The sequence below is a fragment of the Hathewaya massiliensis genome (assembly GCF_902143515.1).
GTDB lineage: Bacteria > Bacillota > Clostridia > Clostridiales > Clostridiaceae > Hathewaya > Hathewaya massiliensis.
Genome location: NZ_CABFVD010000005.1, coordinates 211,987 through 238,232, shown reverse-complemented (window position 1 = coordinate 238,232; position 26,246 = coordinate 211,987). Strand labels below are relative to the sequence as shown.

At 29.1% G+C, this 26,246-nt stretch carries 27 protein-coding genes and 1 pseudogene; 2 read left to right on the top strand and 26 right to left on the bottom strand.

What is annotated here, in order from left to right:
- Positions 1-131: 131 nt before the first annotated feature.
- The 24 genes and pseudogenes from uraA to mraZ form a co-directional block, all read right to left on the bottom strand.
- Positions 132-1,427 carry a uracil permease gene (gene uraA / locus FNZ64_RS10995; RefSeq protein WP_142414854.1) on the bottom strand — a complete coding sequence of 432 codons (1,296 nt, stop codon included), beginning with the start codon at positions 1,425-1,427 and terminating at the stop codon, positions 132-134.
- A 46-nt stretch (positions 1,428-1,473) separates the two neighbouring features.
- Entirely contained in the window at positions 1,474-2,013 is a 540-nt protein-coding gene (gene pyrR, locus FNZ64_RS10990; protein WP_142414853.1) for a bifunctional pyr operon transcriptional regulator/uracil phosphoribosyltransferase PyrR, read from the bottom strand.
- A gap of 187 nt (positions 2,014-2,200) precedes the next feature.
- A complete protein-coding gene (locus FNZ64_RS10985; RefSeq protein WP_142414852.1) occupies positions 2,201-3,103 on the bottom strand; it encodes an RluA family pseudouridine synthase in 903 nt (300 codons plus the stop codon).
- Complete coding sequence (gene lspA / locus FNZ64_RS10980; RefSeq protein WP_142414903.1) at positions 3,103-3,546, bottom strand: signal peptidase II; 444 nt, start codon at positions 3,544-3,546, stop codon at positions 3,103-3,105. Before lspA ends, FNZ64_RS10985 begins: the two co-directional genes overlap by 1 nt.
- Positions 3,547-3,683: 137 nt before the next feature.
- The gene (locus FNZ64_RS10975) at positions 3,684-4,286 is read right to left on the bottom strand and encodes a TraR/DksA C4-type zinc finger protein (RefSeq protein WP_142414851.1); all 603 of its coding nucleotides are present in this window, start codon (positions 4,284-4,286) and stop codon (positions 3,684-3,686) included.
- A 95-nt stretch (positions 4,287-4,381) separates the two neighbouring features.
- Positions 4,382-5,188 (bottom strand): 3-deoxy-7-phosphoheptulonate synthase, encoded by an 807-nt coding sequence (gene aroF / locus FNZ64_RS10970; RefSeq protein ID WP_142414850.1) that lies wholly within the window; start codon positions 5,186-5,188, stop codon positions 4,382-4,384.
- A gap of 11 nt (positions 5,189-5,199) precedes the next feature.
- On the bottom strand, positions 5,200-5,892 hold the full coding sequence (locus FNZ64_RS10965; RefSeq protein WP_142414849.1) for a 5'-methylthioadenosine/adenosylhomocysteine nucleosidase: 693 nt from the start codon (positions 5,890-5,892) through the stop codon (positions 5,200-5,202).
- A gap of 303 nt (positions 5,893-6,195) precedes the next feature.
- Positions 6,196-6,861: pseudogene (locus tag FNZ64_RS14945) on the bottom strand (DivIVA domain-containing protein); the annotation flags it as partial.
- 16 nt (positions 6,862-6,877) lie between these two features.
- Entirely contained in the window at positions 6,878-7,651 is a 774-nt protein-coding gene (locus FNZ64_RS10955) for a YlmH family RNA-binding protein (protein ID WP_142414847.1), read from the bottom strand.
- Positions 7,652-7,659: 8 nt separating this feature from the next.
- Entirely contained in the window at positions 7,660-7,914 is a 255-nt protein-coding gene (locus tag FNZ64_RS10950) for a YggT family protein (RefSeq protein WP_142414846.1), read from the bottom strand.
- A gap of 17 nt (positions 7,915-7,931) precedes the next feature.
- Positions 7,932-8,390 (bottom strand): cell division protein SepF, encoded by a 459-nt coding sequence (locus FNZ64_RS10945; RefSeq protein WP_142414845.1) that lies wholly within the window; start codon positions 8,388-8,390, stop codon positions 7,932-7,934.
- Between the two features lie 24 nt (positions 8,391-8,414).
- Positions 8,415-9,071 (bottom strand): YggS family pyridoxal phosphate-dependent enzyme, encoded by a 657-nt coding sequence (locus tag FNZ64_RS10940; RefSeq protein ID WP_142414844.1) that lies wholly within the window; start codon positions 9,069-9,071, stop codon positions 8,415-8,417.
- 96 nt (positions 9,072-9,167) lie between these two features.
- Positions 9,168-9,887, bottom strand: coding sequence for a DUF881 domain-containing protein (locus FNZ64_RS10935; RefSeq protein WP_142414843.1), 720 nt, complete (start codon positions 9,885-9,887; stop codon positions 9,168-9,170).
- Between the two features lie 17 nt (positions 9,888-9,904).
- Positions 9,905-10,246, bottom strand: a complete 342-nt coding sequence (locus tag FNZ64_RS10930; protein ID WP_142414842.1) for a small basic family protein — start codon at positions 10,244-10,246, stop codon at positions 9,905-9,907.
- A 6-nt stretch (positions 10,247-10,252) separates the two neighbouring features.
- Positions 10,253-10,975: a DUF881 domain-containing protein gene (locus FNZ64_RS10925; RefSeq protein WP_142414841.1), complete on the bottom strand. Its 723-nt coding sequence runs from the start codon at positions 10,973-10,975 to the stop codon at positions 10,253-10,255.
- A gap of 12 nt (positions 10,976-10,987) precedes the next feature.
- Positions 10,988-11,800 carry a cell division protein FtsQ/DivIB gene (locus tag FNZ64_RS10920; protein WP_142414840.1) on the bottom strand — a complete coding sequence of 271 codons (813 nt, stop codon included), beginning with the start codon at positions 11,798-11,800 and terminating at the stop codon, positions 10,988-10,990.
- Positions 11,801-11,979: 179 nt separating this feature from the next.
- Complete coding sequence (gene spoVE / locus FNZ64_RS10915; RefSeq protein ID WP_142414839.1) at positions 11,980-13,098, bottom strand: stage V sporulation protein E; 1,119 nt, start codon at positions 13,096-13,098, stop codon at positions 11,980-11,982.
- Between the two features lie 19 nt (positions 13,099-13,117).
- Positions 13,118-14,071, bottom strand: coding sequence for a phospho-N-acetylmuramoyl-pentapeptide-transferase (mraY, locus tag FNZ64_RS10910; RefSeq protein WP_142414838.1), 954 nt, complete (start codon positions 14,069-14,071; stop codon positions 13,118-13,120).
- Between the two features lie 14 nt (positions 14,072-14,085).
- Positions 14,086-15,474, bottom strand: coding sequence for a UDP-N-acetylmuramoyl-tripeptide--D-alanyl-D-alanine ligase (locus FNZ64_RS10905; RefSeq protein WP_142414837.1), 1,389 nt, complete (start codon positions 15,472-15,474; stop codon positions 14,086-14,088).
- Positions 15,475-16,935 carry a UDP-N-acetylmuramoyl-L-alanyl-D-glutamate--2,6-diaminopimelate ligase gene (locus tag FNZ64_RS10900; RefSeq protein WP_142414836.1) on the bottom strand — a complete coding sequence of 487 codons (1,461 nt, stop codon included), beginning with the start codon at positions 16,933-16,935 and terminating at the stop codon, positions 15,475-15,477.
- A 119-nt stretch (positions 16,936-17,054) separates the two neighbouring features.
- The gene (locus tag FNZ64_RS10895; protein ID WP_142414835.1) at positions 17,055-19,250 is read right to left on the bottom strand and encodes a stage V sporulation protein D; all 2,196 of its coding nucleotides are present in this window, start codon (positions 19,248-19,250) and stop codon (positions 17,055-17,057) included.
- Between the two features lie 13 nt (positions 19,251-19,263).
- Entirely contained in the window at positions 19,264-19,746 is a 483-nt protein-coding gene (locus tag FNZ64_RS10890; protein WP_142414834.1) for a hypothetical protein, read from the bottom strand.
- A 32-nt stretch (positions 19,747-19,778) separates the two neighbouring features.
- Positions 19,779-20,711, bottom strand: a complete 933-nt coding sequence (rsmH, locus tag FNZ64_RS10885; protein ID WP_142414833.1) for a 16S rRNA (cytosine(1402)-N(4))-methyltransferase RsmH — start codon at positions 20,709-20,711, stop codon at positions 19,779-19,781.
- 12 nt (positions 20,712-20,723) lie between these two features.
- Complete coding sequence (gene mraZ / locus FNZ64_RS10880; protein WP_142414832.1) at positions 20,724-21,155, bottom strand: division/cell wall cluster transcriptional repressor MraZ; 432 nt, start codon at positions 21,153-21,155, stop codon at positions 20,724-20,726.
- A 293-nt stretch (positions 21,156-21,448) separates the two neighbouring features.
- Here mraZ and ychF point away from each other — a divergent pair, with 293 nt between their 5' ends.
- A complete protein-coding gene (gene ychF, locus FNZ64_RS10875) occupies positions 21,449-22,546 on the top strand; it encodes a redox-regulated ATPase YchF (protein ID WP_142414831.1) in 1,098 nt (365 codons plus the stop codon).
- Between the two features lie 36 nt (positions 22,547-22,582).
- Here ychF and FNZ64_RS10870 read toward each other — a convergent pair whose 3' ends face one another.
- Together FNZ64_RS10870 and deoC are read right to left on the bottom strand one after the other, a co-directional pair.
- Positions 22,583-24,883 carry an AAA family ATPase gene (locus tag FNZ64_RS10870; protein WP_142414830.1) on the bottom strand — a complete coding sequence of 767 codons (2,301 nt, stop codon included), beginning with the start codon at positions 24,881-24,883 and terminating at the stop codon, positions 22,583-22,585.
- A 95-nt stretch (positions 24,884-24,978) separates the two neighbouring features.
- Positions 24,979-25,638, bottom strand: a complete 660-nt coding sequence (deoC, locus tag FNZ64_RS10865) for a deoxyribose-phosphate aldolase (protein ID WP_142414829.1) — start codon at positions 25,636-25,638, stop codon at positions 24,979-24,981.
- A gap of 185 nt (positions 25,639-25,823) precedes the next feature.
- Between deoC and FNZ64_RS10860 the strand changes: the two genes are divergently transcribed.
- Entirely contained in the window at positions 25,824-26,240 is a 417-nt protein-coding gene (locus tag FNZ64_RS10860) for a hypothetical protein (protein WP_142414828.1), read from the top strand.
- Positions 26,241-26,246: the final 6 nt, after the last annotated feature.

The following is a 26,246-nucleotide window of genomic DNA, read 5'->3' as shown; positions in this document are numbered from 1 at the left end:
GCATAATTCATAGTAGAACTAAATAATACAAAAAACCATGCATAGATGGGTAACAAAATACCCTTTTATACATGGTTTTACTTATAGTAATTTAATAAATATTCCTTTTGCAACAGCTTATCTTTACTTTACTAATTTTCAGATTTGCTCTCCTCAGGTAATACTAGGTTTAAAATTATTCCTACTAAAGTTGCAAGAGCAACTCCAGTTACTCTTATGCTTGTACTTCCAAGTGGTATATCAAGTTGTGCTCCACCGATTCCAAGGACTATTATAACTGAAACTAATATTAAGTTTTTCTTTTTTCCAAAGTCTATTTTGTCTTCTACAAAAACCCTAAATCCTGAAGATGCAATTATACCAAATAACATTATACTAACCCCACCCATTACTGGTAGAGGAATATTTTTTAATATGGCTGTTACTTTTCCTATCATTGATAATATTATAGCTATAACTCCTGCGCCACCAATTACCCAAACACTATATATTTTAGTTATAGCCATAACACCTATATTTTCTCCATATGTGGTGTTAGGAGGTGCTCCTATTAGTCCTGCAAAGCAAGTAGCAAGTCCATCTCCTAATATAGATCTATGTAAACCTGGTTCCTTAGTAAAATCTCTTCCAACTATATTATTAGTAACATAAACATGTCCGATATGTTCTGCCAAAGTTACAAAAGATACTGGAACCATTAAAATCACTGCATTCCAATTCCATTTTGGCATTGTAAACTGTGGTAATGAAAACCAAGGAGCATTTGCAATTTCATTTAAAGCTGTATTAGGTATTGCTCCTATAAATAAGGCTGTAAAGTACCCTACTACCATAGCAATTAATATTGGTATTACACCTAAAAATCCTTTAAAATACATTGTTCCAAAAATACCTACACACAAAGTTACTAAAGACACTATTATCCATTTATACTTTGGAATTTGAAGTAAAGCTTCTGACATATTTTCCTTTGTAAAATATGAAGGATTTAATCCTGCCCAACTAATAGCAACACCTGCAAGAGAAAGTCCTATTACTATTACTACGGCACCTACTACTACAGGTGGTAATAATTTATTTAGCCAATCTACACCTATACGTTTTATTATCATAGCTACTACAACGTACACAAGCCCCGCTGCAATTATTCCTGAAAGCATGGCATTAGGCCCATAGAGGCTAGATGCTAGTTGCATTGGAAATATAAATGCAAAGGATGAGCCAACATAAGCAGGTAACTTTGCCTTTGTGCAAAGTATATAAATTAATGTTCCAACCCCGCTACCAAATAAAGCCATGGAAGGACTTAGATTGGTAAGCATAGGTACTAATATGGTAGCACCAATCATTGCAAATAAGTGTTGAAAACTAAGTGGAATGGTTTTAAGGATAGGTAATCTTTCTTCTACATCAATATAATTTTTCATAGTGTTTCCTCCTTTGTAGCCTCACAGGACTATTTAAAAGTTTGAATTATTGTTTATCATAAATTTTTATTGAATCCACATTATCAAATTCCAATAGTTCTACTGAAATTAATTCCTTATGGGATGTTGGTATATTTTTTCCTATATAATCTGGTCTAATAGGAAGTTCTCTATGACCTCTATCTACAAGTACAGCAAGTTGAATCATGCTTGGTCTGCCATTATCAATAATAGCATCCATTGCTGCCCTTACAGTTCTTCCTGTATAGATTACATCATCTATAAGTACTACTACCTTATTTTTTATTTCTACTCCTAAATCATATTTATTTACTTTAGGTTGAGCTGATAATTCTGTTAAATCATCTCTATATAAAGATATGTCTACTTCTCCAACTGGAACTTTTATATCTTCTATATCTTCTATTAATTTTGAAATTCTGTGTGCAAGAGGTATACCTCTTCTTTTTATGCCTATAAGAACAACTTCTTCTACACCTTTATTTCTTTCTATAATTTCATGAGCAATTCTTGTTAAAGTTCTATTTATACCTTTATAATCTAAGATTTCTGCCTTTAACTGCATTTCTACACCTCCTTACAATAAAAAATACCTAGTTCCATGGGAATCTAGGTATGTCTATATTACAGTATAACAAAATTCTATTATATAATAATAAACTAACGTATCTACCTTATGACCTCCCAGGATCATTTAAAGGATATTATTTTCTTTAGTATAATATCATATATATCTATTAGTTGCAACTATTTTATAATTTTTTTATAAGTTCTTTAAAATATTCTGGTAACTCAGTTGTAAACTCCATATATTCTCTGCTACTAGGATGTATAAATCCTAAAAGCTTTGCATGTAAAACTTGACCATTTAAATTAAATTTCTGTTTTTTATAACCGTATAGTGGATCACCTACAAGAGGATGATTTATACTAGCCATATGCACCCTTATTTGATGGGTTCTTCCCGTTTCTAATTTACATTTAACTAGAGTATGATCTTTAAATCTTTCGATTACTTCCACATGGGTTATAGCTTCTTTTCCTCCTGGTACTATGCCCATCTTTAATCTATCTTTAGGGTTTCTACCTATAGGCTTATTTATTGTAATAGTATCTTCTTTTATTATTCCTTCACATAGTGCTATATATATCCTATTCATAGAGTGTTCTTTCAATTGTTCTGCTAAAAAATGATGAGCATTATTATTTTTAGCAATAACTAATACCCCTGTTGTGTCCTTGTCTATTCTATGAACAATTCCTGGTCTTATAACTCCATTTATTCCTGACAAGTCTTTGCAATGGTATAAAAGTGCATTAACTAAAGTTCCGTTATAATTTCCTGCCGCAGGATGCACCACCATATTTTGTGGCTTATTTATTACTATAACATCATTATCTTCATATAAAATATCTAAAGGTATGTTTTCTGGTTCAACTTTTAACATTTGTAGTTCCGGAAACATAACTGTAATTATATCTCCACTTTTTACCTTGTACTTTGATTTAGTTTCTTTTTCATTAACTAGTACAAGATTATCCAATATTAAATTCTGAAAAAAGCTGCGTGAATTATCTTTAAAATATTCAGCAAGAAAAGAGTCTAATCGCATTTCTTTAAAATCTTCTTCTACTTCTATTATAAACTTTTCCATTAATTCTCACCCTTTATTATGTATACTGCTAAAATAAAAGTTCCTATTACCACCATAATATCTGCTACATTAAATGTAGGAAAATAATATTTATCTTTATAGTGAACAGATATGAAATCTATTACATAGTTGTAAGCTATTCTATCATAAAGATTCCCTATGGCACCACTTATAATCAAAATTAAACTATATTTAAGAAAATTTGACTCTTTTCTATATCTAAAAAAAATAAAAACAAGTAATCCCATTATACATAAAGTAGTTCCTATTAAAAACCACTGTTTATTTTGCATTATTCCAAATGCTGCTCCTCTATTTTCTAAGTAATCAAAGCTTAAAAAATTAGGTATTATATTTATTGCATTTTCCTCTTTTAAGTTAAGAGCCCATAATTTTGTTGCTCTATCTAGTATTATACCTAAAATTAAAATAATAATTTCAATCATACATACGTATCCCTTCTACTATATTAATTACCTAATTAAATAATTCTAAATTTAGCCTAAGTTATACTTGATTAATATACTTAGGCTAAATAATGATACTTATTTAAAATACTTATTTAAAAAAGTTACTTATTTTAATCTGGTAATTGACTTTTATACTGTGCATTACTAATCATTTCAATAGGCTCCACAAAGCCTTCTTTATCTTCCACATCATAATCATCATATTCTTCTACATTATGAATCATATTGAATATACCAACATCTTGATAAGCATCTACTCTATCATATCCTATACTCTTAATTCTATCATCATATCCAAAGGTATAGTCTAAGCTTTTCTCCTCTATAGGTCTTTCTTCCCCATTTTCATAAGAACTAATATGATTTTGACATGTTATACAGTATTCAGCATATGGAACTATACTTAATCTTTCTTTAGAAATATCTTTATCACACATTTTACATTTTCCATAAGTTCCATCTTCAATACTGCTAAGAGCATTATTTATTTTATTAATCATTACCTTTTCATTCTCTTCTAAGGCTAGGTTTTTTTCCATTTCAAACATTTCAGATGCTAAGTCTGAAGGATGATTATCATAAGAAGAAAGTTCTGAAGACAGCTTATCTTTGCTTAAGATATCTTCCTCTTGCAAGTTGTTAACTAGAGACATAAGTCTTTGTCTTTCTTTTTTTAGTATACTTTTATATCTATTCATATCTTCTCTATCCATATAGATCTATCCTCCTAAAATTCATTTACTCTTATTTTAAGATAAGATAGATATTTTATGTAAAATTTATATGGGTAAAAAGTAGTTTTTTTCTTTTATAGTAGATTTGTTTCTTCTAAAACTTTTATTCTATTTACTATACCCTCCATAGTTCCTAAGGAAACTGTCTGTCTAGCATCAGAAATTGATTTTTCAGGATTTATATGACTTTCTATAATAACTCCATCAGCACCTGCAACTATTCCTGCTAAAGCCATAGGAGATACAATTTCCCTAAGACCAGTACCATGACTTGGATCTATTATTATGGGTACTCTGTAATTTTCTTTTATATATGCTATTGCATTTAAATCTAGAGTATTTCTAGTACTTTGCTCAAAAGTTCTGATTCCTCTTTCACAAAGAATTACATCTTTATTTCCTTCTTTTAAAATATATTCAGATGCAAGTATCCATTCCCTAATAGTAGCACTTATACCTCTCTTAAGTAATACTGGTTTTTTACACTTACCTACTTCTTTTAGTAAAGAATAATTATACATATTTCGTGAACCAATTTGAATTATATCGATATAATCCAAGTATTTTTCTAAATCTCTAGGATCTAAAATTTCTGTTACTATAGGCATATCGTATTTTTTACCAATTTCATACAGAATCTTAATGCCATCTTCTTGAAGTCCTTGAAAATCGTAAGGAGATGTTCTTGGTTTAAAAGCTCCTCCTCTTAACATATGAACTCCCATTTTTTTTAGTCCACTTCCTATACTGTCCATTTGCTCATAATTCTCTATAGCACAAGGACCTGAAATAATAACTTTTTTCTCTCCACCTATAATGAAGTCTCTTACTTTTATTTTTAAACTCTCCCCTTGAGATTTATGAATTTTTAATTGTTCCATCACTTAACCACCTACATAGATTGTAACATGCTATCTATAATTTTAACTGAATTAGCTACCGCAATATGAGTAAAAGTTTCGTAATCAGAATGAGTCCCATTAATAGCATTATCTGATATAGATCTAATTACTACAAAAGGAATATTATTTAAATAACACACATGAGCAATACTAGCTCCTTCCATTTCACAAGCAAATGCATTAAATTCTTCATAAAGCCAAATTAACTTTTCTTTTGATCCTATAAATTGGTCTCCTGATGCTATTCTTCCTACATACACTTTATGACCCTCTATGCATTTAGATGCTTCTGTTGCTACATGGACCAAATTCTTATTACATTTAAAATCAAAAGTATCTAATCTAGGTACTTGCCCTAGCTTGTAATCAAAAAAAGTAGCATCAAAATCATGCTGTACTAAAGAGTCTCCAATAACTATATCTCCTGGATATATATCTTCTTTAAGCCCTCCAGCAATACCAACGTTTATAACATAATCTATATGGAAATCATCTATAAGAACTTGAGTACAAACTGCAGCATTTACTTTACCAATACCACAAGTTACTACAACAACTTCCTTGTCATTTAAGATTCCTGAATTAAATGTCATTGAAGCTTTTGTCATCTTTCTAAGCACTGTCATTTTATCTATAAGCTTTTCAGTTTCTTCATTCATTGCGCCAATAATTCCTATAATCATTTAAGTCCACTCCTTATAACCTTAGTTTAATTTTTTAGTAACTCTTATTCGAATATTAGAATACATAATACAAATTAAATTGTCAACCAAATTAATTTTATTGTATTTAACATTATTCTTTAAAGAATTAAAACTCACTTATCAAGTGAGTTTTAATTACTTTGCAGATAGAACTTCTTTATCTGAAGCTGAATTTTTAATCTTAGACAAGTCAATATTATTTTTCTTTATAAATTCATTTAAAGAATTTTCAGTACTAACTCTCTGTATAACATCATTATTTAACTCTTTTAACTCTAATACTTCTTCTTTTTCTATTTTTTCATTGCATTCTTTAGTTTCACTTTCAATGGTCTTATTTTCTAAAGTTTCCTTTTTATTTTCTTTAATATCTGAAGACTTAATCTCTTTTTTTATAATTTCAGACTCTAACATTTGTTTTGCATCTATTTTTTTATTATCAACTTTTAATTCGTCTAAACCCTCTCTAATTCCTTGTCCTATATTATATCCATGTTCAAAATCCCTTTCTAGTCTTTCAAACATTTCAATCTGACTATTCATAAAGTTTCTATAAATACCTCTAAATTTTTCAAACTCTTGCTTTATTCTTTCATAATCATCATTTATTTTTAAAACATCATTATGAGCCTTGTCTAAAATTCTTTGTGCAGAATCATTAGCATTTTTAATAATTATCTCAGCTTCCTTTTGTGCAGATAATTTTGCTTGTTCTGAAGCCCCTTGTGCTAATACAAGAGTATTTTGAATTGTTTCCTCTATGTTTTTATAGTGTTCAACCTTTTCTTCATACATAGATACTTTTTCTCTTAGCATTGAATTTTCTTTGTATAATTCTCCATAGTCATCAGCAATTTGATCTAAAAAGTCATTTACATCATCTACATCATATCCTCTAAAGGACTTTTTAAATTCTTTATTATCTATATCCATGGAAGTAATTCTCATAACTCCACCTCCCAATTTACTTGAACTGCAAAACAGTATATTTTATTCTATCTCTTCCTGTAACCCCTGTGGTTCCCTCTATTTTATATTTACCATAGCCTCTTATAGTTATAATTTGATTTTCCTTAACTAATTTGTTTTTTTCCCTAACATCCTCATAATCAAGTAAAACCTTTCCTTTTTCTATTAGAGATACACTAGAATTTCTAGATTCATGTGTGATAGAGCTTACAACAGCGTCTAATCTCATAGTGGTGGTTATTAAGTTTAATTTCTTAAACTGAACCTTAGGGAATTCAATCTCTGAATAATTATAACTTTCAACTTCACAGGGAGAATTCTTAACCATATCTAAATTAGACATAACATACATAGTAATGTCATTTATAATAGGCACGTAGCATAAGTTATCCATAATAATTAAATCACCAAGTTTTTCTCTCTTTATTCCAAGAGACATTAGAGTACCTAAGTAATCTCTATGTTCTAAATTAGAAAATTTAGATTTATTTTTTAAAACCAGAATATCTATAGGAAAATCATCATATATATATTCTGTATAAAAAATAGGGAACTTTTTTTCTGAATGTTCAAAAGGTGACCAATATGCTATATTAATGCCTAATTTATTTTTTAAACATTCCAGTTTTCTCCAAACATTTGGTGCTAAAAATTCATTTACAGAGGAATTTTTATTTGTTCTTAAAGAAAGTTGAATTTTGTCATAAATTAATCCTATAAACTCATCCTTATCAGAATTAAAAAACTTTATAAACTCTTTTTTTTCCATAAATGTACCTAATAAATAAATAAAATTGATCTAATTATTCTTATAATAACAAGAGCTAATATTGGTGAAAGATCTATAGGTGTATTAGGTATAAGTCTATCTTGAATTTTCCTTCCTGGTTCTAAAAATGGTGCGCTTATTTTATGAATTAAATCTGTAAAAGCATTTTCATTTATAGGAATCCAAGATAATACTACATCTATAAGAACACATATTTCCACTATATATAAAACATTACTTATAAAACCAATTAAACTTCTCATTTACTTTGCCTCTTTCATTATTTCATAAAACCAAAGACACCCTTATTTTGTAATTCATACTTTAATGAACTATTAACCTCTACATTAGAAGGTATTAAAAGATATACCCCTTTTTCAACTTCTTGAATTTGGCCTCCTACTATGTAACTAGCTCCTCCAATAAAATCTAAAAGTCTTTGGCCAATTTTGTTCTCTAAAGCTGTTGTGTTTATAACCACAATTTTTCTACTTTTTAAGTGATCACAAATTGTAGCTGCCTCTTCAAAGTCAAAAGGCTTAACTATAACAATTTTAGCAACAGAAGCAGTTGGTAATGTAACTACCTTTGAGCCCCTATTATTAGATGGTGAGTTGTACGTAGGAGTTTCCACCTCTTCTATTTCCTCATTTTCAACATCATAGTTTTCATCCATATCATCTATTTCTTCATCAAAAGATAAGAAATCCATTAATTTGTTAAATACTTTTCCTGCCATAAAATATTCCTCCTATTTAAATTTTTAATAGTGTCTTTCTCCAAAAATTCCTTGCCCCACTCTTATCATATTTGAACCCTCTTCCAAAGCCCAAATATAGTCATTACTCATACCCATAGATAACCACTTCATAGAAATATTCTTATAGGACTTAGTTTTTAAGTTCTCAAATATTTCTTTTGTTTTTTTAAAATAAAATTTACAACTTTCCTCATTACCTTTGGGTATTATAACCATTAAACCTTTAATTTTAACGAATTTTGTTTTTTCACAAGCTTCTATTAATTCATCTAAGTCCTCTTCTAGAATACCAAATTTACTTTCTTCTCTTCCAATGTTAATTTGTATCAATGCATCTAGATTACATCTATTCTTTTCACATTGTTTTTCTATCTCTTTTAAAAGAGCAGTACTCTCTAAAGAATGCAGTAAGGATATTTTGTCAATTATATATTTCACCTTATTTTTTTGAAGATGACCAATTAGATGCCAATTTATATCCTTAGGTAAAGCATCATATTTTTCTATTAGTTCTTGAACTTTATTTTCTCCAAAATTTCTCTCACCTAAGTTGTATGCTTCTATTATAGTCTCTATGGGCTTAGTTTTAGATACACAAATCAAAGTTGCATCTTTAGGAATTTCTGATCTTATTTTAAGTAAGTTTTCCTTAACATCCAATTTTGTGCCTCCTAAAAAATATTTTTAAAAAGCCTTTAATAAAATATTCTTCATTTATTTTAAAATTCCTTTATTTATTTAAATAAAAATTGCTATTTAATTACTTCTTTCATCAGCATATTTAAATTTTAACTTTCCTTCATAAGCTGGAACTTCAACCTTATCCCATTCCTCAATATTTAACTGTATTTTTCTAATATCAGTTAAACTTTTAATATGAAAACTTTCTGTAAGTAAATACTCTTTTATAGTGTTTTTGTTGCCAATTACATCTATATAAAAAGGTGCAACAATCTTATTCCCTTTTATCTCTATAAAAGTTCCTGAACAATAGCTATATGTATTTCCTACTATCCTTTGTCCATTAATGGCTATAGCCTCTGCCCCTGCAACCCTAAGATCATTTATAAGAAACCATATGTCTACATCATGGACTAAATTCATAGCAGAATAATATTCGCCAAAATCAGCTTGAGAAGCATCATTTAAAGTTACTTTAATTCCTTCTCCTACCATAGAAGTCATCCCTATGTATTCTTTATTTTTTTTCATTTCCTTAGCAATTTCTTCTCTAATTACCGTGTTATTATTTTTTTCTCTGTCATATTTATTTAATTTCTTATTGTAATTATTTAAATCCTGTCTTAAATTAGATATATCTTTATAGAGTTTATTTCGTTTATTGTAAGCTTCATTATACTGATCTATATTTAAGAAAACTTTATTCTTTTCTCCAAAGTTGATATTCATAGAAATTAATATTCCTATAATAACTGAAGCAATAAAAACAAAGACTGTAGCTTCACTTTTTTTCATAAGAGCACCTCTTTAACCTAATGATCGCGCTTTGATTTATCAAGTAAAATTCTTCTTATTATAGCAAAGTTATTTAAAATTCTACCTCCGAATAATATTACCGCTGCAAGATATATAGGAAGTCCTAACTTATCTCCTAAATAAACTAAAAGTACAGCTATAATTGCATTTCCAAAAAAACCAGATATAAATATGTCACTTCTAAAATTATTAGAAATTCTTGCTCTCAGTCCACCAAACACCGAATCTATACATGCGAAAATAGCAACTGAGATATAAGGTGCAAACTTTATGGGTATATTAACCTTCCAAATAAGTCCAATTAAAATTCCAAGTAATAATCCGACAAATGCAATCATTCTTCTCTACTCCTTCTGCATAGGTTTAGCATATTTGAATTCCATATTTTGACTACTATCTTTTTCTATAGTTATACTATCTTTTAGTTCCCATTTAACATCACAGTTTCTTTCTAACACCTCTGGTATATTCCCTGGAAAGCTTAGTGCAGACTCTAATAACTTCTTATTACCAATAGCTTTTATAACAACTTGCTTGTTAAAAGATATTCTATCATTATTTATCTTAATTGCGTTAGAAGCCGTCCTAATTCCGCTTCTTATATTTAACCTAATATCATTTATGGATATAACTTCTGCATCAACAGCATAAAGTTCATTTACAATTCTTAAAAGATCTAAGTCAGTAATTGGCTGACTTGAATTACCACTTGAAAATAAATTAGACTTAGGGGTTATATAGACTATTATACCCTCTCCTTGTAAATCAACAAGCCCATTCATTTTCTTTAAATCTTCCAACTGTTCTAACATGATTTTACTATATTCATTTCTTCCTGATGCAACTTTCTCATATTCATCAACCTTTTTTTGAAGTTCCTTTAAATTCTTTTCATAATCTTTTTTTTGTTTTTCTAAACTCTCATTTTCCTTTAAAATTTCAGCATTTTGGTTATTTATATCAAGATTTTTACTCTCGTCATAGCTAATTCTTAACTGATAAGTTATTAAAAATCCTAAAATAGCAAATACAAATGCAATGGCTACTTTTGACCAAATTTTCTTCATATATTCCCTCCATCATTTCACATTAACTACTGGATTCCCATCATGTCTAATATCTATATATCCTTTATTATTTTTAATCTTATGTAATCTCATAATATTTAAAGCCTTATTTAACTTATCTTTCAATTTATAATCTGTACCAATTTTTACATTAATATTATTAATCCTAACACTGATTGAAGTTATATTGGAGATATCTATACCTGTAAATTTAAATTCCGAGGTGTTTTTTTCTGATAACCTTAGTATGTCTTTTAATAATTGCTTTTGTCTATGTTCTTGAAAATTTATGGAACTTTGCTTAATATCTTTTTGTGAAAACCCTAAGATTTCAATAAGTTCCATATTTTTAATCTCCTTTTTCTTATCTAGAAGATTACCATTGCTATCTAAAATCCAATATTCCTTATCTACTTTCATGTAAAGTTTTGAATCATTTTCTTCTATATTTATAGTTATTTTATTTGGGAATTTTCTTTTTATATTTACATTTTTAACATACTTATTTTGCTTTATTTCTTCTTCTAATGCTCTAGTATTTAGGAGAAATAGGTTTTGCCCTTTAGCTTTATTGCCTACAGTTTCAACAAAATTCACATCCACATTTTTGGTATCATTTATTTGTACATTTTTTATTAAAAATTGAGGTAGTTTTAAACACATAGTAGCAAGTATACTAATCAAGAAGAAAAATACTAATATTAGATTCTTTCGTCTTTTTCTCTTTCTTCTTTTTCTTAAAACTTCATCCTTATTTTTTATTATTTTTTCAACTTTATTTTTTTTTCTTTGTGTAATTTTTCTATTAAGTTTCTGTGCTTTCATTATCAATCACCATAAAACCTTATATTTATTATTAATACTAAAGTTCATATATATATAATACCACTTAACTTAGCTTATTTCACTAATTAATCATATTAAATTTTAAATTAATTGTTACATTTTTTTCAGTAATCTTGTAAAAAATAAGTAAAGACGTGTAGAAACACGTCTTATATTGTCTATTTACCTTTTTCTTCTATCTGCCTTGTTATATTTAAAAGTATCCCCATGGAAATCATGTTAAACACAAGTGAAGAGCCTCCATAACTTATAAAAGGAAGAGGAACCCCTGTAACAGGCATAGATCCTGAAACAACAGCAATGTTAATTATTGCTTGAACTGCTACAACAGAAGTTATTCCTATGGCTAAAACGGAACCATAAACATCTTTAGCTTTCAAAGAGGCTCTTATTCCTCTCCATATAAGAATCAAGTAAAGCGAAATAATGAAAACGCAGCCTATTAATCCAAGTTCCTCACCAATAACAGCAAATATAAAATCATTGTGAGGTTCGGGAATATAGAAACACTTTTGCCTTGATTTACCTAATCCTACTCCAAAGACTCCACCAGAACCTAGTGCAAGTAAAGATTGTATAAGTTGATATCCTGTGTCCATAGGATCTGCCCAAGGATTTCTAAAACTCATTAATCTTTTCATTCTGTATGGTTCTAATATAGTAGCTGCAACACCACCTGCAACTAAAAAAGATCCTATAAATACAAGGTGAGACATCTTAGCTCCTGATGAAAATAATATAATTACTGTAACAATCATTATTACAGATGCTATACTTAAATTCTTTTCAAGTAGTACCATACCAGCAAAAAAGCCAGAAAAACAAAGGAAAAATACTATTCCACCCCAAAAACTTTTAATCTTTTCTCCTCTTTCTTCTATTAGTTTAGCAAGGGCAACTACTACGGCATACTTTGCAATTTCAGAAGGCTGAATACTTGCAAATCCTAAGTTTATCCATCTTCTAGCTCCTTTTACTGGAGTTGAAAATAACACAACAATAAGTAAAATTGTTGTTACAATAAGTATAAGTGGTGTTAATTTTTTTAACTTATGATAGTCTGTTTTAATTGTAAATATCATAGCAAAAGTTCCAAGAATACTCCACATTAACTGCTTCTTTAAAAAAAACATAGAATCATAATTGTATGTTTTAGAAAAGAAAGAGGAATAAGAACTTGCACTATATACCATTATTACTCCAATAGATACAAGAAGCATTATAGTTATAAACATAATAAAATCAACTTGACCCATTTTTGATTTGGGTTTTTTCATATAATTACCTCCTCAATATTTATAAGGAAAGAGATAAAAATCCAATTAGACACAATATAACAGTTATAATTGAAAATATAACAACTACTTTTGTTTCATGCCATCCACTTAGTTCGAAGTGATGATGCAATGGTGCCATTTTAAACACTCTTTTTTTAGTTAGCTTATATGATGTAACTTGGATAATTACTGATAGAGTTTCTGCAACTGGAATTCCAGCGACTATTACTACTAATATTGGTAGTTTAAGCATCATAGCAACTGCGGCAATAACTCCACCTAAAGCAAGTGATCCTGTATCACCCATAAATATCTTAGCAGGATAAGAATTATTTCTTAAAAATCCTAAAAGTGATCCTGCTACAATAGCACAAAAACTAGTTAGAGCATAGTGATTAAAAGCAAAGGATACTAGACCAAAGAAAGTTATTATAAGCAAACTTACAGAGGTTGCAAGACCATCTAAGCCATCTGTTAAATTAACCGCATTGGTAGTAGCTGCAAAGAAAACCACCATAAAAGGAATATATAGTCCTCCAAGTTCATAGGTCTTATTTATAAAAGGCATATAAATATCTGTACCTATATATTTTGCTCCATAAACTCCTAAGAGCCCTGCAACTAATATAATTAGTCCCATCTTTTGATAAGGCTTTAATCCTTCATTATGCTTATGAATAATCTTTAGCATATCATCTAAAAATCCTATAAAACCAAAAGCAATAAATGCTAGTAGGCATACTATAGCTTCATAATTATAACTTCTTTCAAAAATCAAAAGAGTAATAGCTGTAGCTAATATAAATATTATTCCACCCATGGTAGGAGTCCCTGACTTTTTCTGATGACTTTTAGGACCTTCGTCCCTAATATTTTGACCAAACTTTAGTCTTCTCAAAAGAGGTATTAATATTGGTCCCTGAATTAAAGATATAAAAAAAGCTAATATAACATAATAAATAATCTTACTCATTCTAATCCCTCACTTTAGCTATGTAACTTATCAATGTAGTTTACTATATCCTCAAACTGCATAGACCTAGATGCTTTTACTAGTACTATATCCCCTTTTTCCCTAAGATTGTTATAGTACTTTCCTAGTTCTTCTTTATTAGAAAATTCCAGAGCACCATCTCCAAATCCTTCTATATAGGCTTTAGAAAATTCTCCTATGCATAGTATATCATGTATCCCTTTTTCTTTTGCAAACTTAGCTACATCCCTATGTAACTCATAAGAATCTTCTCCAAGTTCTTTCATAGTTCCTAAAATTGCAACTTTTCTCTTTCCATTTAAAGTTCTTAAATACTCTATAGCGGCCTTCATAGAATCAGGGCTTGCATTATATGAATCATTAATAATTTTTATGTCCTCATTATTAATAATCTGCAATCTCATAGAAGTATTTTTAATGTTTTTAAATCCATTTCTGATTTCATCAAAGTTAAGCCCTAAGACTCTTGCTGTAGCAATAGCTAATTGTGAATTTAAGACACTATGCATTCCTAATGCATTTATTTCAAATACTTCCTCTACATCCTGATTATTCTCACTAATGGAAAATTTTATACCATCTTCCTTAATAATTATATGGTGAGCTTTGTAATTTAATCCATGTTTTGAAGAATTAATACCTATTCTTATTAATTTATAATCATTTTTATCATCTACTGTACTTAAAATATCATTATCATGGTTCAAAATAAGAATATTATCTTTATTAAAGAAATCTGTTATTTCCATCTTAGCCTTAAGTATATTTTCTCTTGTTTTAAGGTTTTCCAAATGTGATACCCCAATGTTAGTAATAATACCAATATGAGGTTTAGCTACAGAAGCTAAATTATGAATTTCCCCAAAATTACTCATTCCCATTTCTAGTACCGCCACTTCATAGGTACTATCCATAGAAAGAATTGTTAAAGGTAATCCAATTTCATTATTAAAATTTCCTTCTGTTTTAAAAACCTTATACTTTCCACTTAAGGCTGCAGCAGTTAGATCCTTAGTGGAGGTCTTTCCTGTAGAACCAGTAATACCTATAACCTTTACATTTAATTTCTTTAAATAATATGCTGCCATGTCCATTAATCCATGCTTCGTATCTTTTACTTTAATTATTCCTGCATTAAAAGACTTAAGTTCATCTTCATTTAATACGACTTCATCTACAATACATAAGGATGCTCCTTTTAACTCAGCTTCCTTTATATACATATTTCCATTAAATCTTTCACCTTTTAATGCTACAAAAATACTCTTTTCTTTAATGGTTCTTGTATCAGTGCTTAAGTTTGAAAACTTTTCTATGTTAGGTGATTTAATAAGCTCACCTTTTGTTGCTTCAAGTATCTCCTTAAGAGTCAATGTTTCCACCTAGAACACCTCCTTTAGTATTTCATCCACTACTTCTCTTTCGTCAAAATGTATTTTGCCTTCTTTTAAGATTTGATAATCCTCGTGGCCTTTACCTGCAATAACTATAACATCCCCAGATTTTGCTTCTAAAATAGCTTTCTTAATAGCTTCTCTTCTATTTTCTACAACTATATAATTTTCACTATCTAAACCCTTTAAAATATCTTCTATTATACTCATAGGTTCTTCAGTTCTTGGATTATCAGAAGTTATTACTGCAATATCACTTAAGTGACATCCAATCTTGCCCATGATTGGTCTCTTAGTCCTATCTCTATCCCCGCCACAGCCAAAAACACTTATTAACTTTCCTCTAGTAAATTCTCTTGCAGTACTCAATATATTTTGGAGTCCATCTGGAGTATGAGCATAGTCTACTATAATATCAAAGTCTAAATTTTTATTTTTAGTAACTATTTCACATCTTCCTGGAACCATTACATTTTCTAAAGAACTTTTTATATCCTCTAGCTTAATTCCTTCTTCTAAGCTTACTATTATGGAACCTAAAGAATTATATATATTGTACCTTCCGGGAAGAGCACAGTATAAATTTTCAGTTGAACCTTCATGGGAAACTTTAAACTCTACTCCTCTTGAGAAAATCTTCTCATCATAAGCTCTATAATCAGATTCCTTATCTATAGCATAAGTTATTATTTTCTTAGTTTCATCTTCTCTTAGTAATTCTACTATTTTTTCTCCATACTCATCATCTATATTAACCACAACTTTTTTACTCATTTCAAAAAGCTTAAATTTTGCTTCAAAATAATTTTCGAAAGTCTTATGAAAATCCAAATGATCTCTTGTTAAGTTTGTAAAGATTCCATATTCAAAATTAACACCGTATACTCTATTTAGACTCAAGGAATGAGAAGATACTTCCATTACACAATACTCCATACCTTCATCTACCATTTCCTTAAAAAGCTTATGTAATTCTAATGACTCTGGTGTTGTATGACTTGAATTTATTTTTTTTCTACCTATATAATTTGCAATAGTTCCAATTAATCCAACTTTATAACCTTCACTTTCCAATATAGATTTTACCATGAAAGTTGAAGTAGTTTTACCATTTGTCCCTGTTATTCCTATTAACTTAAGCTTAGAGCTAGGGTTTCCATAATAATTTGAAGATATTATAGCAAGTGTCTTTCTTCCATCTTGCACCTTAATAACAGTAGTTTCTTCGCACTTAATATTTATATCTTCAGTTATAATAACTGCCCTAGCTCCATTTTTTATAGCTTCTTCTACAAATTTATGTCCATCTACATTTGTTCCTACTATGGCTATAAATAGATCATCTTTTTCTATTTTTCTATGATCATAACAAATTTTATTAATTTCCATATCTACAGTGCCTTGCAATAATTTAAATTCTATATTACCTAGTATACTATTTAATTTCAAAGTACCATCTCCTTAATTTATTTTGCTTAGATTATTTTACTGAAAAATTCGGCAGAACATAAGATGCTCCTGCCGAATTAAAATTTCTTTTAAAATATATCACACTTTAGAGCTTCTTACTAGTCTCCAATAATCTCTAAATTTAAGGTGATGGTTGTACCTTTTTTAACTCTTTGACCTTCTTCAATACTTTGAGTTGCTATCATACCATCCCCTGTAAATCTAACCTTTAAGCCTAAATTTCCTAGGGTATCTTTAGCTTGTTCTACTCCCAAGCCTTTTAAATTAGGAACCACAACAGTATCATCTGGAGAATTTTTATTATCAAGATAAATTATAATCTCAGTTCCTTCCTTTACGCTAGAGCCAGGTTTTGGATTAATATCTTTTATATATTTCCCACTTCCCTCTATTCTAGCTTTTAAGTTTGTATCTTTTAATACCTTTAATCCTTCATCTTTTTCTTTTCCTCTAACTTCAGGTATTACTACATCTTTTAAAAGACTCTTAGCTTTTTCATCAGAGGTAGCATCTACTTTAAAGGATAGATAATTAAAGATATCATTAAATACTTGCTTTGCAACTGGAGCTGCTATTTGTCCTGCATAATAATTAGATGGATCAGGCTCATCAATAGATACAAGCAAACTTACTTGGGGATTATCAGCAGGTGCCATACCAGCAAAAGATGCTATATACTTTTGATTTGCGTACCCTTTTCCACCCTCTGCAATTTTTTGGGCTGTACCAGTTTTTCCGCCTATATGATATCCTTGTATAAAAGCCTTTTTTCCTCCACCTTCTGAAATTACCTTTTCTAAATAACCTCTTAATTCTCTTGCCTTATCTTCATTTATTATTTTCTTTTGTTTTTTATCTTTAAATTCTAAATCAACAACCATATTATTGTCATCATCATAGTGAGTTATTTCTTTCATTACGTGTGGCGTTATAAGATTTCCTCCATTTGCAATAGCATTGAAACCTGTTAAAAACTGAACGCAGGATACTGTATTAGTTTGTCCAAAAGCTATAGTTGCTAAGTCAGTATCTGTAATATTTTTAGCATTTTTAACAATACCAGAGGCTTCACCATTTAAGTCTACCCCTGTTTTTTGTCCAAAGCCGAAAAGTTTTATATATTTAGTTAGGGTTTCCCCACCTAATCTTCTCCCTAATTCCATAAATCCAACGTTACAAGAATTCTCTAAAATCTGAGTAAAATCTTGAGAACCGTGTCCTGTTCTCTTCCAACAGTGAATAGTTCGCTTTCCTATTTTACTACTTCCGCCACATACGAACCTATCATTTTTAGTTACTTTTCCCTCTGAAAGTGCAGCTGTAGCTGTCACTACCTTAAAAATAGATCCTGGTTCAAAGGTATCACTTACAGCCCTATTTCTCCATATCCTTTGATTTTCTTCCAGTGATTTTTCATTGTCATATGGAGTGTTAGGATTATAGTCAGGCTTATTTGCCATAGCTAAAATGTCACCATTATTAGGATTCATAACTAAAATACTTACAGCCTTTGCCTTATTGTCTTTTAAAGCTTGTTCTGCAGCTTTTTCTGCAAAATATTGTATATTCTCATCTATAGTAAGTACAACATTTTTTCCATCAACCGGCTTTATATAATCAGATATAACATAAGGCATATCTTCTCTATTCTTGTCTAACTCAGATATCTTTATACCAGGTATACCAGCAAGATATCTATCGTAAATTTGCTCAACCCCCATAAGTCCTTCTCCATCTGCATTAGTGTTTCCGAGAACATGGGATAGAAAATTGTTATTGGGATAATATCTTTTTGTATCTGGAGATATTATAAATCCGTAATAATCCTTTTCTTTTAAATATTGTTTTACTTTTTCCGTCTCTTCACTTTCCATTCTTCTTTTAATCATGGCAGCACCCTTAGGCTTTCCATTTGGAAGAGGATCTATCATCTTTTTCTTTAAAGCCTTTTCATCTATATCTAGCAATTTTGAAAGATCAGGAAGTAATGCCTCCATATTAACACTCTTTTTTGTAAGATCTGACCTTAATGCATTTAAATCCACATCTACCCTGTATACATTGGCACTAACAGCAAGCTCATGTCCATTTCTATCTAATATTTTACCTCTTTTAGGTGAGATCTTAACTTCACTAGTCCACTGGTCTATAGCCTTCTCTTTTAGATCTACTCCCTTAAAAGTCATGATATATGCAATCCTAATAGTTAGTAATGATATGAGAAAAAAAAGGATCAAAAAGGTAAATAATCCTCTCCTTTTAAGGGTAACTTTGTCCCTGTACTTTTTGTTCACCTAAATCCCCCCATTAAAAAAGGATATTTTTAATCTTTTCAAATATATTATTTATTCCTTTGCTATCTTCTTTTTCATCCTTAAAATTATCTTTGCTAAGATCATAGTAATATGTATCTGTTATACTAGGTTCTACCATTTTAAATTTATTTCTAGCTATACTATCTACTTTTTTAATATCATGGTATTGCATAAGATACACTTTTATATCATCATTCTTATGTTTTATAGTGCTTATTTCTTGTTTCATATTTCTTATCTGTTTTTGATTTGCATATATTACGGAATATCTTACCATAATCACCATACCTATTACAAATATAACCATTACGCTTTTTAAAGCACTTAATTTTATTTTTTTATTTTCTAATCTTTGGTTTTTTAAATTTTCCTTTTTAAATTCTTTAAATTCTTTGTAAGTTTCATCAGTCTTTAAGGGAGTAGTGTTTTTTACATATTCTTCATTATATATCTTTTCTTTTTCGGCTACTAACAATTTATTCACATCCTTTTTAATTTAGAACTTTTTTATATTTTCTCCGCAACCCTTAACTTTGCACTTCTACTTCTTGGATTCTCTAAAACTTCTGCCTCCGTAGGCTCTTGTGGTTTTCTTGTTATTATCTTTACTTTAGGCTCCTTTCCACAGACACAAATTGGAAAAGCACTTGGACATGTACATGGTTTTTCTAGTTCCTTAAACTTATTTTTAACTATTCTATCTTCTAAAGAGTGGAAAGTAATAATTGCAATTCTCCCACCTTTTTTAAGTTTATCCACACTGTCCTCTATAGCCTTATTTAATATATCTAATTCTGAATTAACCTCTATTCTAATTGCCTGAAAAGTCCTTTTTGCTGGATGTGGTCCCTCACGTCTAAACTTTGCAGGAATAGATTTTTTTATGATTTCTACCAATTCAAAAGTACTTTCTATAGGCTTAAGATTCCTTTCGTTAACTATATTGGAGGCTATTCTTTTTGCAAATCTCTCCTCACCATAATCCTTTATAATTCTAAATAATTTTTCTTCCTCATATGAATTTACAACATCATAAGCTGAAAATTCATCACTCCTATTCATTCTCATATCTAGTGGTGCATCTTGCATATAACTAAAACCCCTATCTTTATTATCAAGTTGATAAGAAGATACCCCTAAATCCATCATTATACCATCTATTTCTTCAATTCCTAACTCTTCTAAAACATCTTTTATATTATGAAAATTATTGTGAACATAGGTTACATTTTTGTATGCTTTTAACCTCTCCTTCGCAGCATTTAATGCATCTGTATCTTGGTCTATACCTATTAAATGTCCTTTTTCACTAAGGCACTTTAAAATTTCACTAGAATGTCCAGCTCCACCTAAGGTTCCATCCACATAAATACCATCTTCTTTTATACTTAATCCATTTAAAGTCTCTTCTAATAATACTGATACATGTTTAAATTTCATATATATTCTCCTTTATAAAATACCAAGTTCGTTCATTCTCTCTGCTATTTCATTAAAATCTATATTTTCATCATTGTATTCAATCCATTTCTCAAGACTCCATATCTCAATCCTTGAAGCAACCCCAATACTTACTATGTCTTTTTTTATGCATGAATATTGAATTAAGTTTTGAGGAATAAGAACTCTACCTTGTTTATCCATGTCAACCTCATGAGCACCTGAAAAAAAGAATCTTGAAAATACTCTTGCATCTTTATTGGTAAGTGGTAATGATTTTAATTTTTGTTCAAACTCTTTCCATTCATCTTTAGGATAGACATAAAGACATCCATCCAATCCTTTTGTTATAAAGAAAGAACTCCCTAGGTTCTCTCTAAATTTAGAGGGGATAATAATTCTATTTTTACTATCTAATGCATGATTATACTCACCTATGAACATATTTCCACCTCTGTTAACTATTTCAAACCACAACTAACCACTTTAAACCACAATTAATTAATTCTATATATAAATCAGATTTCCTTCATGATTATAAATAATTATTTAAAAACTTATAGATATTTTTCAATAATTATACCTATTTTATGTTGTTCTTCGACAAAATAACCTAAGTTTTTTATTTAATCATTTAAAAGTCTCTTTTATATGTTTGTTGAAATAATTTTCCTTCTAGAGTATAATCTATAGGTATTAATTAAATAAATATAACTAAGAAAGGGTTGTTAATATATATGAAACTTGGAATCGTAGGTCTACCTAATGTAGGTAAAAGTACACTATTTAACGCCATAACAAAAGCTGGTGCAGAATCTGCTAACTATCCCTTTTGTACCATAGATCCAAATGTAGGCGTAGTTAGTGTTCCCGATGAAAGATTAGATATGCTTTTTAAAATGTATAACTCTAGAAAAAAAGTACATACTGCCATTGAATTTTATGATATTGCAGGTCTTGTTAAAGGAGCTAGTAAAGGAGAAGGTCTTGGCAATAAATTTCTATCTCATATACGCGAAGTTGAAGCTATAGTACATGTTGTTAGATGTTTTGAAGACGAGAACATTGTTCACGTTGAAGGTTCTGTTGATCCTATTCGTGATATTGAGACTATAAATTTAGAACTTATTTTATCAGACCTTGAAATTTTAGAAAGAAGAATAGACAAAACAGAAAAACTTGCTCGTTCTGGAGATAAGGTAGCTAAAGAACAACTTGAAATTTTAAAAACTATAAAGGATACTTTAGAAAATAATAAACCTGTAAGAAGTATAGAATTTAATGATGATGAAATGGAGTTTGTTAAAAGCTTGTTTCTATTAAGTTCAAAACCTGTATTATATGGGGCTAATATTTCAGAAGAAGACCTAGCTGCAGGTAACTTAGAAAATGAAATGGTTAAAAAAGTTAAAGAATATGCAAAAGAAGAAAATTCTGAAGTGATTGTGGTTTGTGCAAAACTTGAAGAAGAGCTTTCTACATTAGAAGACGAAGAAAAGTTTGAAATGTTGAGTGAATATGGTCTTAAAGAATCAGGACTTGATAAATTAATTAAGTCAAGTTACAAACTTTTAGGTCTAATGAGTTTCTTAACTGCTGGAGAACAAGAAGTAAGAGCTTGGACTATAAAAATAGGCACAAAAGCACCTAAAGCTGCTGGTAAAATTCACTCTGATATTGAAAGAGGATTTATAAGAGCTGAAATTGTATCCTATGATAAGTTAGTTGAATGTGGCTCAGAAGCTGCTGCTAAGGATAAAGGTCATTATAGACTTGAAGGAAAAGAGTACATAATGCAAGATGGAGATGTAGTTAACTTTAGGTTTAATGTATAAAAAGATTCAATGTAAAAAAATAGTCCCACTATGGGACTATTTTTTATCTTTTTTTCCATTATACTTTTTAAGTTCTCTTCCAATCTCCTCAATAATATTCCTATTCCTAAAGTTTACCTCATAGAACATGACTTCCATAGCATCAAAGAAATTTTCCATAGTATAAATAGAAAACTTTCCTTCGCCAATAGCATCCTCCACTTCTTTTCTTAATACTATATTATCTTTATTTCTAGAGGGTATTAAGACTCCCTTATTCTCCATAGTATTTATGGCCTTGCAAGTATCATAGAAACCTTCAATCTTATGATTTATACCTCCTACAGGCTGAATGTCTCCAAATTGATTTATAGATCCTGTTACAGCTATATTCTGTCTTATGGGAGTTCTTAAAAGGGAGGATATCATAACTAAGGCTTCGGCTACTGATGCACTGTCTCCTTCTACAAAACCATATACCTGCTCAAAACTTATATTAAAGTCTACAGGAATTTCATTATAGCCACCCATAAGATTATTTAAGAGCCCCTTTAGTATACTTACAGATTTATTATGAACTTTTCCACTCAAATTATTCTCTTTTTGTGAATCAATTATATCTCCATTACCTTTTGAACATGTACAAGTTATTCTCATTGGACGACCAATCTTTAAATCATTGCCTTGTATTACGGAAAGTCCATTTATCTCTCCAATTCTCTCCCCTTCTACATTTAAGATTATTTTACCATTTTTATATTCTTCCTTAATATACTTTTCAATTAAGCTTTCTTTATTATAGATATTCATTATGTCCTCATATACAACACCTCGTTTTCCTTCTTCTACAGCATAAGCAGAGGTTAAAATCATAATATCTTTTAATTTTTCATAATTGAAATCTATCTTATCTCTATCCTCGGCTTCCCTTGAAAAAAGTCGCCCCACCTCTTTTATCGCCTTATTAGTAAGAGGTTTACATTTGTATTTTTTACATATCTGTAGCATGTTTTTAAGTATTGTTTTTTTACTATAATCATCTATTTTAATTATAGAATCGCTCTCTAAGCGAATTTTAAATAAATTTTTAAAATCTTCATCATAATTGTATAGTGCATTAAAATATTTGTAATTACCTATTAAAATAACCTTAACATCAATAGGTATTTCTTCTAAATTTAATTTTTCCACTGCAAGGAATTCAAGCATACCTCTATTTTCTTCAAATTTTAATTTTTTTCCTTTTAACACCTTTTTAAGTTCATTGTAAGCATAAACATCCTCTAGCAAATTCTTAGCTTCTAAAATTAAGTATCCACAGTTAGCCTTTAAAAGACTCCCACCCTTAATACCGTCTATACTTGATTTATAAGAACCTTTTTTATTTTTGTATTCCATATTTCCAAAAATATTTTTATAAGTAGGAAACTTTTCATATACTACTGGAACCTCGGAAGGTTTATTTTCTACTAATAATTTAAACTTATATTTTGCTATATTAGATATAATAATTCCTTCATTCTCATCAATACTTTTAACTGCATTATTTGATAAATTTTCTTCTATGTCATTGCATATTTCAAGTAATAAATTTTGTCCCTCTACATCCTCCATAAATTCATTTTTAATATCTTCCTTATTTTTTTTACTTTTTCCTTGCAAAAATTCTCCTAAAGATCCTTTTATTTCTTCTAAATAATTATCTTCTATACTCTTTAATTCCTTTATTATACTTTTTGTATAATTTTTTATTCCCTTTAAAGACTCCATTATCTTATTTTTTTCTGTTAAGTCTAAAGAATCAAATTCTTCTTCTGTAATGGTATCCTCATTAATTATAGGTATAAAGGAAAAACCTGTATCACCATAAACTATTTTAAACCCTTTTTCAAGTCCTATCTCTATAAGCCCTTGCAGTATAATATCTCTTTTCTCTAAGCTCTTTGATAGTATGTTGTTATTTTCTTCTAACATATAAGAATTATAGAATTCAAATATTAAATCTAAATAAAACTTTTTTATATGTTCTAAATAAGTTCCTACTTTTCTACCATTACCTGCTTTAAAAGTTTTTAATTTTATTTTTTCTGAATCTCCATAACAAACATATGCAAAATCTTTTATCTCTAGATTTTCTTCTTTTTCTTTAATTATATGAATTAATTGCTCTATTTTATCTTCAGAACAGTCATCTACTAAGAATATATTGAAAGATGGTTCTTTAATATTTATAGCCATTTTAAATCTAGAATAAATATCTTTATATTCCATAAACTCTTTTGAATCTATATCATCTACATGTATCCCATCGATATTAAAATCAAAAAATATCTCATCATAACTTAGTCTACTTATCATAAAATTCCTCCTCTCTTCACATAGTATATAAGTATTCAAAAAATACTTTTTCGCTACATAAAAAAAGGATGAATTGAATTCATCCTAAGAAATTTCTATTTCATTCCCTCTATAATTTTTACAGAAGCAGAAGCACCAATTCTTGTGGCTCCAGCTTCTATCATATCTAAAGCTATAACCGTATCTCTAATACCCCCTGAAGCTTTAACTCCCATATGGTCTCCTACTGTGTTTCTCATAAGTTTAATATCTTCTACTGTAGCACCAGACTTAGAAAATCCTGTAGAAGTCTTTACAAAATCTGCACCTGCTTCTTTTGATAATCTACATGCCATAAGCTTTTCTTCTTCTGACAGTAAACAAGTTTCAATAATTACTTTTAGTGAAGCATGATTTTTACAAACCTGAGCTAAAGACTTTATTTCTTCTCTAATATAATCATAATCCTTATCCTTTAACTTACTTATATTAATTACCATATCTAATTCTGTAGCGCCATTATCTATAGCATTTTTTGCCTCAAAAACCTTAACCTCAATAGTTGTAGCTCCTAGTGGAAAACCTATAACAGTGCAAACCTTAACTCCACTTTCTTTAAGTTTTTCAGAACAAAGGGATACAAAAGAAGGGTTTACACATACTGAAGCAAAGTTATATTTAAGCGCTTCAGAACAAAGTTCTTCTACCTCTACTGCACTACAATCTGGTTTTAATAATGTATGATCTATAAATTTACATAAAGATTTCTTATCCATATTTATTAACTCCTCCTAAAACAAAGTCATATTATCTTTTGCTTATTTTATAAATATATTATAATAATATAGAAAGTAAGTGTAAACCCTTGTTATATAGTATAAGTTAATATATAATAATTTTAGTCCCTTTATTATGAATTTTATGTAAATGATAAAGACTATAAAGTAAAGGAGTTTTTGATATGGGATTTAAAGATAATTTTAGACAAAAGTCAGCAGAAGTGTTTTTTGAAAAAAATAGAGATAGAATAACTCAAGTTCAAGGGAAGGTTCTTTCTATAAAAGTTGAAGAAAAATCCTTTTTATGGATTTTACATAAACTTACAGCTACTATTTTGATTAAACCTGAAGGCAGTAAAAATATTGTTCAATGCGTATATAATAAAAAACGTTGGTTTAAGAAAGTAGAGTTTATGAGTATTCTTCAAGGACATTCTGTTCTAATTCAAGGTCTTAAAGGTAAAAAAGGCAAAGAAAATAGAGAACTTATTGAAATTCTTAATATTAGAAATAACAATACTAAAAAGTTCTTAGTGCCTATGGAAGGTGCAGAAAATATAAAAGTTCAAAGAGTAAATCCTAGGAGAAAATTTAAATAAGGCTAT

What these genes read in the sequence shown, in the direction of transcription:
- uraA (WP_142414854.1), bottom strand. Translation starts at nt 1,427, where the DNA reads ATGAAAAATTATATTGATGTAGAAGAAAGATTACCTATCCTTAAAACC.
- pyrR (WP_142414853.1), bottom strand. Translation starts at nt 2,013, where the DNA reads ATGCAGTTAAAGGCAGAAATCTTAGATTATAAAGGTATAAATAGAACT.
- FNZ64_RS10985 (WP_142414852.1), bottom strand. Translation starts at nt 3,103, where the DNA reads ATGGAAAAGTTTATAATAGAAGTAGAAGAAGATTTTAAAGAAATGCGA.
- FNZ64_RS10975 (WP_142414851.1), bottom strand. Translation starts at nt 4,286, where the DNA reads ATGGATAGAGAAGATATGAATAGATATAAAAGTATACTAAAAAAAGAA.
- aroF (WP_142414850.1), bottom strand. Translation starts at nt 5,188, where the DNA reads ATGGAACAATTAAAAATTCATAAATCTCAAGGGGAGAGTTTAAAAATA.
- FNZ64_RS10965 (WP_142414849.1), bottom strand. Translation starts at nt 5,892, where the DNA reads ATGATTATAGGAATTATTGGCGCAATGAATGAAGAAACTGAAAAGCTT.
- FNZ64_RS10955 (WP_142414847.1), bottom strand. Translation starts at nt 7,651, where the DNA reads ATGGAAAAAAAAGAGTTTATAAAGTTTTTTAATTCTGATAAGGATGAG.
- FNZ64_RS10950 (WP_142414846.1), bottom strand. Translation starts at nt 7,914, where the DNA reads ATGAGAAGTTTAATTGGTTTTATAAGTAATGTTTTATATATAGTGGAA.
- FNZ64_RS10945 (WP_142414845.1), bottom strand. Translation starts at nt 8,390, where the DNA reads ATGGCAGGAAAAGTATTTAACAAATTAATGGATTTCTTATCTTTTGAT.
- FNZ64_RS10935 (WP_142414843.1), bottom strand. Translation starts at nt 9,887, where the DNA reads ATGAAAAAAAGTGAAGCTACAGTCTTTGTTTTTATTGCTTCAGTTATT.
- FNZ64_RS10930 (WP_142414842.1), bottom strand. Translation starts at nt 10,246, where the DNA reads ATGATTGCATTTGTCGGATTATTACTTGGAATTTTAATTGGACTTATT.
- FNZ64_RS10925 (WP_142414841.1), bottom strand. Translation starts at nt 10,975, where the DNA reads ATGAAGAAAATTTGGTCAAAAGTAGCCATTGCATTTGTATTTGCTATT.
- FNZ64_RS10920 (WP_142414840.1), bottom strand. Translation starts at nt 11,800, where the DNA reads ATGAAAGCACAGAAACTTAATAGAAAAATTACACAAAGAAAAAAAAAT.
- spoVE (WP_142414839.1), bottom strand. Translation starts at nt 13,098, where the DNA reads ATGAAAAAACCCAAATCAAAAATGGGTCAAGTTGATTTTATTATGTTT.
- mraY (WP_142414838.1), bottom strand. Translation starts at nt 14,071, where the DNA reads ATGAGTAAGATTATTTATTATGTTATATTAGCTTTTTTTATATCTTTA.
- rsmH (WP_142414833.1), bottom strand. Translation starts at nt 20,711, where the DNA reads ATGAAATTTAAACATGTATCAGTATTATTAGAAGAGACTTTAAATGGA.
- mraZ (WP_142414832.1), bottom strand. Translation starts at nt 21,155, where the DNA reads ATGTTCATAGGTGAGTATAATCATGCATTAGATAGTAAAAATAGAATT.
- ychF (WP_142414831.1), top strand. Translation starts at nt 21,449, where the DNA reads ATGAAACTTGGAATCGTAGGTCTACCTAATGTAGGTAAAAGTACACTA.
- FNZ64_RS10870 (WP_142414830.1), bottom strand. Translation starts at nt 24,883, where the DNA reads ATGATAAGTAGACTAAGTTATGATGAGATATTTTTTGATTTTAATATC.
- deoC (WP_142414829.1), bottom strand. Translation starts at nt 25,638, where the DNA reads ATGGATAAGAAATCTTTATGTAAATTTATAGATCATACATTATTAAAA.
- FNZ64_RS10860 (WP_142414828.1), top strand. Translation starts at nt 25,824, where the DNA reads ATGGGATTTAAAGATAATTTTAGACAAAAGTCAGCAGAAGTGTTTTTT.